The organism is Lutibacter holmesii (assembly GCF_042679665.1).
GTDB classification, from domain to species: domain Bacteria; phylum Bacteroidota; class Bacteroidia; order Flavobacteriales; family Flavobacteriaceae; genus Lutibacter; species Lutibacter holmesii.
Map to the genome: position 1 here is coordinate 336,710 of NZ_JBHTMV010000002.1, position 13,378 is coordinate 350,087.

The following is a 13,378-nucleotide window of genomic DNA, read 5'->3' on the forward strand; positions in this document are numbered from 1 at the left end:
ATTAATAGCTATAAAAAAAGGTAGCCTGAAAAAATTCAGGCTACCTTTTTTATTTAATATGAAATCTATTTGTTATTCAATAACAAACAATACATCTCCTTTAGAAACAGAATCTCCAGGTTCATGTTTAATACCTGAGATAACTCCATCTTTATGAGCTTCAAAGTTGTTCATCATTTTCATTGCTTCAAGTACAACAACCATTTCACCAGCTTTTACAGTATCACCATTTTGCTTTTTAAATTCAACAATCATCCCTGGAATAGGAGCTGTTAACGCATTTTGATCGCTTTGCTCAACTGCTGCTTTTTTCTTACGTTTTGGTCTAGCCGCCGCTTTTCCTGTTGGAATTGCAACATTAAACTTTTCACCATCAACAATAACTTCCATTTCAGTCATTGCAGAATTTCCTTTATTTGCAGCTGTAAGTTCTCCTGATAAAGCTTTGGCAATTAACTCTTCTTCCTTTTCTACTTCAGCCATAGTTTTAGCTTTCACATCAGCAGGTACCTCTTCTAAACCATATTTCCATTTTAAGAATCTTTTACCTGTAATTGGGTATAAAGCACATAAAACTTCATCATCAACATCTTTAGCAAGATCTTTAAATTTATCCTTAACTTCACTCATTTCAGGCTCTAATATTGACCCTGGACGTTCTGTAATAGGCTCTTCACCACGTGGGTAATCTTGTAAAGCTTTCTTTTGAACTTCAGGATTAATTGGCTCTGTAGTTTTACCGTACAATCCAAAACAAAGATCTTTTACCTCTTTTGTAATTTGAGCATATTCACCTTCATAAGAATCAAATAAAACATTGTTCACAGTTTGTACACCAACAATTTGAGATGTTGGAGTTACTAATGGAATATTTCCTAAATCCTTACGTACTTTTGGTAATAAACGGAAAACTTCAGGAAGCTTATCTAAAGCATCCATTGCTTTTAACTGGTTTACTAAGTTAGAAAGCATTCCACCTGGAGTTTGGTGAAGAATTACATTAATATCAGTAGTTGCATATTTAGGATTGTTATCTAAGTGCTTGTATTTTGGAATGTATTTTTCCATTTCTTCACCAATAGCTGTAATCTTTTTAATATCCATACCAGAATCACGGTTTGTACCTAATAAAGACATAATAATAGGTTCAACTGCTGGATGAGAAGTACGGTAAGCATAAGGCCCAATACAAGTATCTACAATATCAACTCCTGCTTCAATTGCTTTAAAAATAGCTAAATCACCCATACCTGAAGTAAAGTGTGTATGCAAGTTTAAAGGAATATCTGTGAATTTCTTAATTTCACGAATCATATTGTAAATATCATACGGAGCAATTAAACCGGCCATATCTTTAATACAGATAGAATCTACACCAAAGGCAACCAATTCTTTTACTTTATTTAAGTAATACTCCATATTATAAACTTCACCACCTAAACGAGGTTGGTTTAATGTATAACAAACTACACCTTGAAAATGTTTACCATTATCTTTAATTACTTGTGCTGCAGTTTCAAAATTACGGTAGTCGTTTAACGCATCAAAACAACGGAAAATATCCATTCCATTATCTATAGAACGTTGAACAAAGGCTTTTACAACATCATCAGCATAGTTACGGTAACCTACAACATTTTGCCCACGTAATAACATTGAAAAAGGTGTTTTTGGCATCACCTTCTTTAAAGTTCTTAATCTTTCCCAAGGATCTTCAGCTAAAAAACGATGCATAGAATCAAAAGTTGCACCACCCCAAGTTTCAACGGCGTTGTAACCTGCATTGTCTATCATTTCAGCAACTGGTAACATATCTTCAGTTCTACCACGAGTGGCAAATAAAGATTGGTGACCGTCACGTAAACTTACATCATTAATTTTAATTGGATTATCTGCTTTTATACGATCTGCTCCAAACTCAAGTTTGGACATTTCTAATACCCCGTGTTTATCGTAATTCATCATTTTAATATTTTAATATTTTTAAAGAAAAGGGTTCACTCCAGGTGTTTTTACCCTGCTTTGTACCATTTGTCTATCTCTAATAATTCTACTTATTCCTCTTTTTTGCCAAGTATCGTGTGGCGCTTTATCCGGTTTAGTTTCCATTTGAGTGTAAGCGCTAACCGCGACTACTGCTGCTCTTCTCTTTTTTTCTGTCTGTGTCATAATATAAAAATTAAAGTGGAATGTTTCCGTGTTTTTTTGGAGGTAACATTTCAGACTTAGATGACATTGTTTCTAATGCCATAATCAATCTTTCTCTTGTTTCACTTGGTAAAATTACCTCATCAATATATCCTCTTTCAGCGGCTAAATAAGGCACACTAAAAGCTTTTTCGTACTCATCAATTTTCTCTTGAGTTTTAGCTAATTTATCTTCAGCAGTACTAATTTCTTTTCTATAAGTTGAAATAACCTCAACTGCTCCCTTTGCTCCCATTACTGCAATTTCTGAAGTTGGCCAAGCAAATACCATATCTGCACCTAAGTGGCTTGAACTCATGGCAACATAAGCACCACCATAATCTTTTCTACATACTACTGTAAATTTAGGAACTGTAGCTTCAGAATAGGCATATAATAATTTTGCTCCGTGTCTAATAATACCACTTAATTCTTGTTCAACTCCTGGTAAATAACCTGGTACATCAACAAATGTTATTAGTGGAATATTAAAAGCATCACAGGTTCTAATAAATCTACTAATTTTATCTGAAGCATCTATATTTAAACAACCTGCTAAAATCATTGGTTGATTTGCAACTATACCAACAGATCTATTATTTAATCTTCCAAAACCAACAATTGCATTTTCTGCAAAATGTTCGTGAACTTCATAAAAATCGCCACCATCTAAAACTTCCTCAATGATTTCTTTCATATCATAAGACATTTTAGAATCGTCTGGTATAAAAGTATCTAACATATCACAAGATCTTCTTGGATCATCACCCATTTCTAATGCTGGAGCAGTCTCCATATTATTATTTGGTAAATAATCTATTAAATCTCTTATTTGTTCAATACAATCTTCATCACTTTCACAAGCAAAATGAGAGTTTCCACTTTTTGAATTGTGAACCATTGCTCCTCCTAATTCTTCAAACGTAGTTTCTTCTCCAGTAACCGTTTTAATAACATAAGGACTTGTAATAAACATGTGACTTGTTTTTTTAACCATAAAAACAAAATCAGTTATTGCAGGAGAATATACAGCTCCACCAGCACAAGGTCCCATAATTGCAGAAATTTGAGGAATTACACCTGAAGCTCTTGAATTTTTAAAGAAAATATCTCCATAACCTTTTAAAGCGTCAACTCCTTCTTCAACTCTTGCACCACCAGAATCATTTAATCCAACAATAGGCGCTCCAGCTTTCATAGCCAAATCCATTACTTTACAAATTTTTGCTGCATGAATTTGCCCTAAAGAACCACCTCTTGAAGTGAAATCTTGTGAAAAAGCAAATACAGATCTTCCATTCACCAAACCATATCCAACAATAACTCCATCAGATACTACATCAACTTTTTCCATTCCAAAATTGGTAGACCTATGTTTTGCAAAAGCATCTATTTCATGAAAAGTATTTTCATCAAATAAAAGATCTAAACGCTCACGCGCCGATAATTTATTCTTTGCGTGTTGCTTTTCAATTCTTGCTTCTCCACCCATTTGAACAACTTGCTCTCTTTTGGCTTTTAACAGATCTATTTTTTCAACAACTTTCATATTTATTTCTATTGTTTTAATTTTATTTTTTAGCTAGATATTGACTAACTTTTTTTTTATCTACTTGACTGTAACAAATATAACAATCACTAACTGTTAGAAAACTGATAAGTATCATACTTTTTACGAGAACAATATTTCAACCGTTTTTATTAGATCAAAAAATAATCAATTTTTAATAACAAAAACAAGGTTTTTAAAGTTTTTATTAAATAATCCTTAACAAAAACTTCAATTTACTGGAAATATACTAAATATTATTTTTATCCGTGTTTTTTCCTCAAAACGATAAAATTCATCAAAAATTGGGTGAAAAATGAGGTAAAATTTGACTCAAAAATCATTGATTTTTTAAAAAAAAGTGCTTTTTAATAAAACGTTTTCGAAGCAAACAAAAAATTAAAAACTGCCATTTAAAACGTTTTCGAAGCATGTAAAAATTACACGTCTTTTTTGGGGTATTTTCACAAATTTGAGTATAAATTTTAGAGATAAAACCTCTTCAAAAAAAAAATATTTTTTTTTGAAAAAAAACTTAAATTAACATAAATTCACCTCTTTTTTATGCAAAAATGTTCTTTTTTAGCAATAATTCTTCTGAAAAATGGAGATTAAAAGTCTTTTTAAAGATCTAATCTAGGTTTTTTTCTTTTTAAGATAACTTTTAAAAAATTAAAAAATATGGTGATTTTTCATTCACCTAAATTTGTTTAACTTCAATAGTAGTTATTTTATTGAACTGGATATTTCCAAACAAGTCTAATAAAAGAAAATTACAAATGACACTACTCTAACTTAAAAAGCCTTTTTGAATATTTCAAAAAGGCTTTTATTTTTAACAAATCTTATAATTTACATCATAAACTTTATAATAAATAGTACTGCAATCACATACATAATTGGTTTTATTTCTTTAAACCTTCCTGTCAATAATTTTAACAATACATAAGATAGCATACCAAATACAATTCCTTCAGCAATACTATAAGTTAAAGGCATCATAATAATAGTAAAAAATGCAGGAATAGCTTCAGTAAAATCATTCAAATCTACTTTTGTAATTGGCGTAATCATCATTAATCCAACTATAATTAATGCAGGTGCTGTTGCAGCTGCTGGAATAATCATAAACAACGGTGCAAAAAATAATGACAACGCAAACAAAACAGCAACTGTTAAAGCTGTCATACCAGTTTTTCCTCCTTCAGCAACACCGGCAGCACTTTCAACATAAGTAGTTACGGTTGATGTTCCTAAAAACGCTCCAACAAAAGTACCTATAGAATCTGCAAATAAAGCTTGTTTTACTCTTGGTACTCTTCCTTGTTTATCTAACATTCCTGATTTTGAAGACACTCCAACTAAAGTTCCTACAGTATCAAACATATCTACAAACAAAAACGTAAATAATACAATTAGCATATCTATAGTAAATACTTGAGAAAAATCGAATTTGAAAAATATAGGCTCAATAGATGGTGGTAAACTAACAAGTGTAAATCCTTCAGGAATTACGGTTACGCCAACAATTAACCCAATAATTGTAGAAGCTAAAATCCCTATTAAAATGGCACCTTTTACCTGTTTCACTAATAAAACACCAATAATAACAACTCCTGCTAAACCAACCCATACTGCTGGATTTTTCATATCACCTAAACTAACTAATGTTGCTGGGTTATCAACTATTAATCCTGTTCCTTTCAACCCTATAAAAGCAATAAACAAACCAATACCAACTGAAACCGCATGTTTTAAATTTAGTGGAATTGAGTTTACAATTAACTCACGTACATTAAACGCTGTTAGTAATAAAAACACTATTCCTTCTAAAAACACTGCTGTTAATGCAAATTCCCAAGAATAGCCCATTCCTAAAACTACTGTAAATGCAAAAAAGGCATTTAAACCCATTCCTGGCGCCAATGCAAATGGTAATTTAGCTACTAAAGCCATAACTAATGTTGCAATAACTGCAGATAAGGCTGTTGCTGTAAAAACTGCATCCTTGTCCATTCCTGCAGCACTTAAAACACTTGGATTTACAGCTAAAATATACACCATAGTCATAAACGTAGTGATGCCGGCAATTATCTCGGTTCTTAGGGTTGATTTGTTTTCGGTGATTTTAAAATATTTATCTAACATCTTTATTTTTAATTATATGGTCCATTTAATAGTCACTTGGTAATTTCCTTTACTTGTACCTTCATTCGCGTTAAAATCAAAATCTGTAAAAGTAAATGTATTTTCGTACTTATCAGGTTTAAACATTTCAAAAGTTAAAGTAACATGATTAAGCGATTCATGTCTTCTATTTTTTAAATTGTTGATAAGTTTTATAATGAAAATCATTGAAAACACCTTTAAACAAGCCGCTAAAAATTCATAAATACAACTAAATATAAAATATTTTATTTGCACAAAAAAGTTCAATTTAAATCATAAAATAGTTGAATTTCAATATTTTATACCGTATTTTTATACTATAAATACTAATATCTTATGAAACAGTCAAGGCTCTTAACCCGCCTTTGGGAGTTTCAAAATAAGTATGGTTATATCCCTGACGTTGCCATTTCAGAAATTGCCCAAAAGCTAAGGGTTTCCAAAATTGAAATTGAAGGAGTTGTCTCTTTTTACCACTTCTTTCACAGACAAGCAACTGGAAAATACATTATTTACCTCAACAATAGTATTATTTCAGAATTTAAAGGTTTTCATGAAGTGAAAGCTGCATTTGAAAAAGAAACAGGATGTACTTTTAATGAGTATAGTAAAAATTCTTTGTTTTCTCTTTTTGAAACTTCTTGTATTGGTTTAAGTGATCAAGAACCGGCAGCACTCATTAACTTTTATCCTTTTACCAATTTAACACCAAAAAAGGTTGTCTCAATTATAAAAGATTTAAAAAATGGAATTGCAGTGGCAACATTAGCCAACAATTCTAAAAGTAAAATTCAATACACTCCTACTGAAGAAAAAACCATTTTTTTTAGAGATTATGAAACAGGAAAAGCAATAAACAACCTAAAATATCTTCACAATAGCGAAGTGTTAGAAATTATTTCAAAAGCTCAGCTCAATGGACGTGGTGGTGCGTTTTTTCCTGTTGCTGAAAAATGGACGTATTGCAAAAACAATACAAGTAAATTAAAATACATTATTTGCAATGCCGATGAAGGTGAACCTGGAACTTTTAAAGACAAGGCGCTAATAAATAATTTACCCGGATTAATTATTGAAGGTATGATTATTTCAGCATATGCTAGCGGCGCTCAAAAAGGATTTATTTATTTAAGAGCCGAATATCAATATTTACTAAACAAATTAAAAGACACATTAGCTGAATTTAGAGAACAGCATCTCCTTGGAGAAACTATTTTAAACATACCAAATTTTAATTTTGACATTGAGATTCAATTGGGTGCTGGTGCATATGTTTGTGGTGCTGAAACCGCTTTAATAGAATCTTTAGAAGGTAAGCGTGGCGAGCCAAGAATTAGAAATAGTTTTCCAACCGATATTGGATACAACAACAAATCTACCATTGTAAACAATGTTGAAACTTTTGCAATGGCAGCAAGAATTATTGAATTAGAAAGTGATTTTATTTCTAAAATTGGCACTTTGCAAAGTAAGGGAACTAAATTATTAAGTGTATCTGGAGATGTTGCAAAACCTGGCATTTACGAAATTGAATGGGGAACTAGCGTACAAGAACTTTTAGAACTTTGCCAAGCAACCGCTCCTTATTACGTTCAAATTAGTGGACCTTCAGGTGAATGTATTAATGAAACAGAATTCAACCGTAAATTCTCTCAAGAAGATTTGGCTTGTGGTGGTTCTGTCATGATATTTAATAGATCCCGAAGCATATTACAAATAATAGAAAATTTCATTCAATTCTTTAAAAATGAATCCTGCGGAAATTGTACACCTTGTAGAGCTGGAAATCAAATTTTATTTGAAAAAATAAAGAAAATAAAACAAGGCATTTGCACTTCCAACGATTTAAAAGATGTACAACAATGGGCACAAATCATGAAGTTAACAAGCCGTTGTGGATTGGGTCAGTTTTCAGGAAAAACATTTAGTATGGCCATTGATAAGTTTGATGATTATTTCAACTTAAAAGTAACAACCTGCAATAATGATTGTAAGGTAGCATTTGATATGGAGCAAGCTGTTTCTGATTATGATGAATTAATCAAAAACACACAGTAATAGTTTAAGCTTATGAACTATGGAAACAATAACATTTAAAATAGACGGAAGAAATTGTACTGCTAAAAACGGCCAAAACCTTATTGAAGCAGCCAAACAAAACGGAATAATTATTCCAACTTTATGCCATTTTAAGCACCTAAATCCTTTGGGAAGCTGCAGAGTTTGCACGGTAAAAAACAACGGTAAATCTGTTGCTGGTTGCATAGTTAAAGTTGCTGAAGGAATGGATATTGAAGTTCAAACGCCTGAATTAATAGATGCTAGAAAAGCTATTTTAGAAATGATGTTTGTTGAAGGAAACCACTTTTGCCCTTCTTGTGAAAAAAGTGGCGATTGTGATATGCAAAATTTAGCCTATGAAACAGGTATACGCTACGCTCGTTTTCCTCATTTATTTGAAGATAAAATTGTTGATGCCCGTCCAGAACGTATAGTTGTAAATCAAAATAGATGCATTAAATGCCAACGTTGTATTGAAGAAGTTAAAACAAAGGATGGTTACAAAGTATTTCAATTAATAAACAGAGGAAATAAAACACGCGTAGCAATAGATTATGAGCAAGAAGCAAAACTTTCAGCAGCACAAGCTAACCACGCCATGGAAATTTGCCCAACAGGTGCCATTTTGGTAAAAGGAAAAACATTTAGCAAGCCTTTTGGAGATAGAGCTTATGATAACAAATTAGGACTTAAAAATATCTCGGCAAACAAACTTAAAAAACAACCTACAAATGGTACTAAAAAACGTATTGCAACAACATCATTAGCTGGTTGCTTTGGTTGTCATATGTCTTTATTAGATATAGATTTAGATATTTTAGATATGGTTGAATTGGTTGAAATTCATAAATCTCCTTTAACTGATATTAAAAAATTTAACAAGCGTTGTGATATTGGCTTAATTGAAGGTGGTTGCTGCAATACCGAAAATATTGAAGTTTTACGCGAGTTTAGAAAAAATTGTGATATTTTAATATCAGTTGGTGAATGTGCTGTTTGGGGAGGTTTACCTGCAATGAGAAATACGATTCCGCTTGAAGCTTGTTTAAATGAAGCCTATTTAAATTCCATGACAAGTGAAGAAGGCGCAACAACAATTCCAAATCACCAAGACATTCCAAAAATTTTAAACAAAGTATACGCAAACCACGATGTGGTTAAAATTGATTACCATATTCCAGGTTGTCCGCCTAGCGCCAACCATATTTGGAGCGTATTAAAACACGTGTTATTTGAAGAAGAATATTCCATTGCTTTTGCAGATTTTAAATATGACTAACTAATAAACTAGCCGTCATGAATACGAAAAAAATAATTATAGAACCTGTTACACGAGTTGAAGGTCACGGTAAAGTAACCATTAAATTAAATGAAAATGGCAAAGTTGAAGACGCCTTTTTGCACATTGTAGAGTTTAGAGGTTTTGAAAAATTTATTCAAGGACATCCGTATTGGGAAGCACCTGTTTTAGTGCAACGTTTGTGCGGAATTTGTCCGGTTAGCCATCACTTAGCTGCTGCAAAAGCCATAGATCAATTGGTAGGTATAGATCCTGAAAATTTATCGCCAACAGCTACAAAACTTCGTAGACTATTACATTACGGACAAGTTTTTCAGTCGCATTCCTTACACTTTTTCTACTTGGCTTCGCCTGATATTTTATTTGGAATTGATGCTCCTGCTGAGAAAAGAAATATTGTAGCTGTAGCTACTGAAAATAAAGAGCTTGCAAAAAAAGGAATTTTAATGCGAAAATTTGGTCAGGAAATTATAAAAGCATTAGCAGGGAAAAAAATACATGGAATTTTAGCAGTTCCTGGTGGAGTTTACAAAACATTCACCAAAGAAGAACGTGCGTATTTTTTAGACGGAAAACAAATTCCGAACATTGATACTATGATAGCATGGTCTAAAGAAATAATAGACTTTATAAAAACATATCATACTAAAAATGCTGAATGGATTGATAATTTTGCAGCCTATCCTTCCAATCATTTAGGCTTGGTTGATCAGGAAAATGGTGCCTTAGAATTGTATAACGGAAGACTTCGATCTGTAAATTCCGAAGGAAAAGAAATCCTAAATATTGCTGATACCGAATATCGTTCTCATTTTAAAGAAGCGGTAGAACCTTGGTCGTATTTAAAGTTTCCATATATGACAAAATATGGACGAGAACAAGGTTGGAATAGAGTTGGTCCATTAGCGCGTTTAAATACTTGTTCACATATCACAACTCCACTTGCTGAAGCTGAACGAATCATATTTAAAAATTACACCAACAACAAGCCTAATAATATGACTATGCATACACATTGGGCACGTTTAATTGAAATGCTACATTGTGCAGAACTTATGAAAGAACTTTTGTTAGACGAGGAAATAATGGGTGATGATTTGGTTAGAAAAGGAACTCCAAGAAATAAAGGAATTGGTATAATTGAAGCTCCAAGAGGCACATTAATTCACGAATACCATACAAATTCTAAAGGTTTAATAACAAAATGTAATTTAATTGTTTCAACCACCCACAACAACGAAGCTATGAATCGTGGTGTACGGTCAGTAGCAAACGCAGTTTTAAGTGAAAAACCTGAAATTACAGAACCTATGCTAAATCAAATTGAAATTGCCATTAGAGCTTATGATCCTTGCTTAAGTTGCGCTACACACGCATTGGGAAAAATGCCTTTAATTGTTCAACTAGAAGATAAATACGGAAAATTAATTGATGAAAGAATTAGATAACACCTTAATTATAGGAATTGGAAATAACACAAGACAAGATGATGGACTTGGTTGGTATTTCTTAGATAAATTACAAGAGGCCAATTTTAACCCAAAAGATTTATTGTATAAATATCAATTGATGGTTGAAGATGCCGAAATTATTTCTGCATATAAAACAGTAGTATTTGTTGATGCTTCAAAAGAACATACAAAAGAAGGTTTTTCATTAGAACAAATTGAACCTGCTGAACACGTATTATTTTCAACACACGAAGTCCCTCCTAGCCAAATTTTAAATTTGAGTTCAGCTATTTATAACAAAAAACCAACAGCATTTGTTCTAAAAATTGATGGTTACCAATGGGATTTTAAAATAGAATTATCAAAACAAGCACAATTAAATTTACAACAAGCTTATCATTATTTTATGTCTGAATTTTTATCTAAAATAATTGATAATACAGCTAACACAAATAAATTTAAAGCTAACACAACCTAAACCTAACATAGAACACGATCTTTCTATAAAAAAAAGAAACCTAACTTTTGCAACATTCAAAATAAACCTATATTTAGCCAATAAAATATTTGTATGAAAAAAATTTATTTAAGTATGCTATTATTTTTAATAGCCACTTCAATTATTGGACAACATAAAACGTTTACACGTCAAGATACTTTAAGAGGATCAATCACAGAAGAAAGAGCTTGGTGGAATTTAAACCACTATACGTTAGATATTCAGGTGCAACCAGAAAATAAATTTATTTCAGGAAAAAACAGTATAAAATATACCGTTTTAAGTCCGCTGCAAACTATGCAAGTTGACCTTCAATATCCATTAAACATTACAAAAGTTACGCAAGACAATAAAGAATTATTTGTTGAAAACATTGGTGATGCTTATTTCGTAAAACTTGAGAAAGCACAACTAGTTGGCGATAAAAATGAAATTATTGTTTATTATGAAGGAAATCCTATTGAAGCTAAAAATGCACCTTGGGACGGAGGACTTACTTGGGGTAAAGATGAAAACAATATTGATTTTATAGCTACTTCTTGCCAAGGAATTGGAGCTAGCATTTGGTGGCCTTGCAAAGACCATATGTATGACGAGCCTGAAAGTATGGACATTTACATAACTGTTCCAGAAAAATTAACAGCTATTTCTAACGGAAGATTAACAAAGGTTATTACCAATAAAAATAGTACAAAAACATTTCATTGGTTTGTTAACAATCCTATAAATAATTATGGCGTAAATATGAATATTGGTGACTATGTTCATTTTTCAGAAGAATTTAAAGGTGAATTAGGAAACTTAGATTGTGATTATTATGTGCTAAGTAGTGATTTAGAAAAAGCAAAAAAGCAATTTAAACAGGTGCCAAAAATGTTGGAAGCTTTTGAGTATTGGTTTGGCCCTTACCCTTTTTATGCTGATAGTTATAAATTAGTTCAAGTTCCTTATTTAGGTATGGAACACCAAAGCTCTGTTACCTATGGAAATAAATTTAGAAATGGTTATTTAGGTACAGACATAAGTGAAACAGGTTGGGGATTAAAATTTGACTTTATTATTATTCATGAATCGGGTCACGAATGGTTTGCGAACAACATTACCTATAAAGATATTGCAGATATGTGGATTCATGAAAGTTTTACAGCGTATTCAGAATCTTTATTTTTAAACTATCACTATGGAATTGATGCTTGTAATGAATATGTAATTGGAACTAGAAAAAGTGTTAGAAATGACAAACCTATTATTGGTATTTACAATGTAAATGAAGCTGGTTCTGGTGATATGTATTATAAAGGAGCAAATATGCTGCATACTTTAAGACAAATAGTTAATAATGATGACAAATGGAGACAGCTTTTAAGAGGTTTAAATACAGATTTTTATCATCAAACAGTTACAACCAAACAAATAGAAACATATATAAGTACACAATTAAATTTAGATTTATCAGCCTTTTTCAATCAATATTTAAGAGATATTAGAATTCCTACGCTGGAAGTTCAAAAAACAAAAAATCAAATTGAATATAGATGGAATAATGTAGTGGCCAATTTTAATATGCCAATAAAAGTGCTTCTAAATTCTGAAGAAAAATGGATTTCTCCAACAAATGAATGGAAACAAATAAAACTAAATTCAACCTTAAAGAAATTTAAAGTTGATAAAAATTTTTACGTGGAATATCTTGAGGTAAATTAATTTCCAAAAGCAGTTAAGACAAGTTTTCGTGAACCTCCGTAATCTCTATGCTCGCAAACATAAATCCCTTGCCAAGTTCCTAAATTTAAGCGCCCTTTTGTAATAGGAATTGTAACTGAATTTCCTAATAAAGAAGTTTTTATATGCGCAGGCATATCATCAGGTCCTTCATAAGTATGCAAATAATAAGGAGCATTTTCAGGAACCATTTTATTAAAGTGAGATTCAAAATCTGTCCTCACCGTTGGATCTGCATTTTCATTAATAGTTAAACTAGCCGATGAGTGTTTTATAAAAACCAGTAATTGACCAATTTGTATATTTTTCAATTCTGGAAATTCATGAATCAATTCTTCAGTAATTAAATGAAATCCTCTTTTTAAAGGGCGTAACTGAATCTCTTTTTGATAAAACTTCATCTCTAATTTTTTAGTTTAAGCTAGTAACTTTATTCAAAT

At 31.5% G+C, this 13,378-nt stretch carries 11 protein-coding genes; 5 read left to right on the forward strand and 6 right to left on the reverse strand.

Annotated elements, in window-relative coordinates; genetic code table 11:
• Positions 1-72: 72 nt before the first annotated feature.
• From ACFQ5N_RS02700 to ACFQ5N_RS02720, 5 genes are all read right to left on the reverse strand, one after another.
• Positions 73-1,965, reverse strand: a complete 1,893-nt coding sequence (locus tag ACFQ5N_RS02700; protein ID WP_386807522.1) for a pyruvate carboxylase subunit B — start codon at positions 1,963-1,965, stop codon at positions 73-75.
• An 18-nt stretch (positions 1,966-1,983) separates the two neighbouring features.
• Positions 1,984-2,169, reverse strand: coding sequence for a hypothetical protein (locus ACFQ5N_RS02705; RefSeq protein ID WP_386807523.1), 186 nt, complete (start codon positions 2,167-2,169; stop codon positions 1,984-1,986).
• A 10-nt stretch (positions 2,170-2,179) separates the two neighbouring features.
• On the reverse strand, positions 2,180-3,736 hold the full coding sequence (locus ACFQ5N_RS02710) for an acyl-CoA carboxylase subunit beta (RefSeq protein ID WP_386807524.1): 1,557 nt from the start codon (positions 3,734-3,736) through the stop codon (positions 2,180-2,182).
• Between the two features lie 852 nt (positions 3,737-4,588).
• Complete coding sequence (locus ACFQ5N_RS02715; RefSeq protein WP_386807525.1) at positions 4,589-5,884, reverse strand: NCS2 family permease; 1,296 nt, start codon at positions 5,882-5,884, stop codon at positions 4,589-4,591.
• A gap of 12 nt (positions 5,885-5,896) precedes the next feature.
• Complete coding sequence (locus tag ACFQ5N_RS02720) at positions 5,897-6,091, reverse strand: hypothetical protein (protein WP_386807526.1); 195 nt, start codon at positions 6,089-6,091, stop codon at positions 5,897-5,899.
• A 150-nt stretch (positions 6,092-6,241) separates the two neighbouring features.
• Between ACFQ5N_RS02720 and ACFQ5N_RS02725 the strand changes: the two genes are divergently transcribed.
• The 5 genes from ACFQ5N_RS02725 (at position 6,242) to ACFQ5N_RS02745 (ending at position 12,920) form a co-directional block, all read left to right on the forward strand.
• Positions 6,242-7,963, forward strand: coding sequence for an NAD(P)H-dependent oxidoreductase subunit E (locus ACFQ5N_RS02725; protein ID WP_386807527.1), 1,722 nt, complete (start codon positions 6,242-6,244; stop codon positions 7,961-7,963).
• A 19-nt stretch (positions 7,964-7,982) separates the two neighbouring features.
• Positions 7,983-9,245, forward strand: a complete 1,263-nt coding sequence (locus ACFQ5N_RS02730) for an NADH-quinone oxidoreductase subunit B family protein (protein ID WP_386807528.1) — start codon at positions 7,983-7,985, stop codon at positions 9,243-9,245.
• 17 nt (positions 9,246-9,262) lie between these two features.
• Positions 9,263-10,714, forward strand: a complete 1,452-nt coding sequence (locus tag ACFQ5N_RS02735; protein ID WP_386807529.1) for a Ni/Fe hydrogenase subunit alpha — start codon at positions 9,263-9,265, stop codon at positions 10,712-10,714.
• Positions 10,698-11,195, forward strand: a complete 498-nt coding sequence (locus ACFQ5N_RS02740) for a hydrogenase maturation protease (protein ID WP_386807531.1) — start codon at positions 10,698-10,700, stop codon at positions 11,193-11,195. The genes ACFQ5N_RS02735 and ACFQ5N_RS02740 overlap by 17 nt, the downstream gene beginning before the upstream one ends.
• A 93-nt stretch (positions 11,196-11,288) precedes the next feature.
• Positions 11,289-12,920: a M1 family metallopeptidase gene (locus tag ACFQ5N_RS02745; protein ID WP_386807532.1), complete on the forward strand. Its 1,632-nt coding sequence runs from the start codon at positions 11,289-11,291 to the stop codon at positions 12,918-12,920.
• Here the strand turns inward: ACFQ5N_RS02745 and ACFQ5N_RS02750 are convergent.
• Positions 12,917-13,339, reverse strand: coding sequence for a secondary thiamine-phosphate synthase enzyme YjbQ (locus tag ACFQ5N_RS02750; protein ID WP_386807533.1), 423 nt, complete (start codon positions 13,337-13,339; stop codon positions 12,917-12,919). The two genes, ACFQ5N_RS02745 and ACFQ5N_RS02750, sit on opposite strands and share 4 nt — an antisense overlap.
• Positions 13,340-13,378: the final 39 nt, after the last annotated feature.

Bases quoted from the DNA above. Each gene is read 5' to 3' on its own strand.
- ACFQ5N_RS02745 (WP_386807532.1), top strand. From the start codon at position 11,289: ATGAAAAAAATTTATTTAAGTATGCTATTATTTTTAATAGCCACTTCA.
- ACFQ5N_RS02750 (WP_386807533.1), bottom strand. From the start codon at position 13,339: ATGAAGTTTTATCAAAAAGAGATTCAGTTACGCCCTTTAAAAAGAGGA.
- ACFQ5N_RS02715 (WP_386807525.1), bottom strand. From the start codon at position 5,884: ATGTTAGATAAATATTTTAAAATCACCGAAAACAAATCAACCCTAAGA.
- ACFQ5N_RS02730 (WP_386807528.1), top strand. From the start codon at position 7,983: ATGGAAACAATAACATTTAAAATAGACGGAAGAAATTGTACTGCTAAA.
- ACFQ5N_RS02705 (WP_386807523.1), bottom strand. From the start codon at position 2,169: ATGACACAGACAGAAAAAAAGAGAAGAGCAGCAGTAGTCGCGGTTAGC.
- ACFQ5N_RS02740 (WP_386807531.1), top strand. From the start codon at position 10,698: ATGAAAGAATTAGATAACACCTTAATTATAGGAATTGGAAATAACACA.
- ACFQ5N_RS02720 (WP_386807526.1), bottom strand. From the start codon at position 6,091: ATGATTTTCATTATAAAACTTATCAACAATTTAAAAAATAGAAGACAT.
- ACFQ5N_RS02710 (WP_386807524.1), bottom strand. From the start codon at position 3,736: ATGAAAGTTGTTGAAAAAATAGATCTGTTAAAAGCCAAAAGAGAGCAA.
- ACFQ5N_RS02725 (WP_386807527.1), top strand. From the start codon at position 6,242: ATGAAACAGTCAAGGCTCTTAACCCGCCTTTGGGAGTTTCAAAATAAG.
- ACFQ5N_RS02735 (WP_386807529.1), top strand. From the start codon at position 9,263: ATGAATACGAAAAAAATAATTATAGAACCTGTTACACGAGTTGAAGGT.
- ACFQ5N_RS02700 (WP_386807522.1), bottom strand. From the start codon at position 1,965: ATGATGAATTACGATAAACACGGGGTATTAGAAATGTCCAAACTTGAG.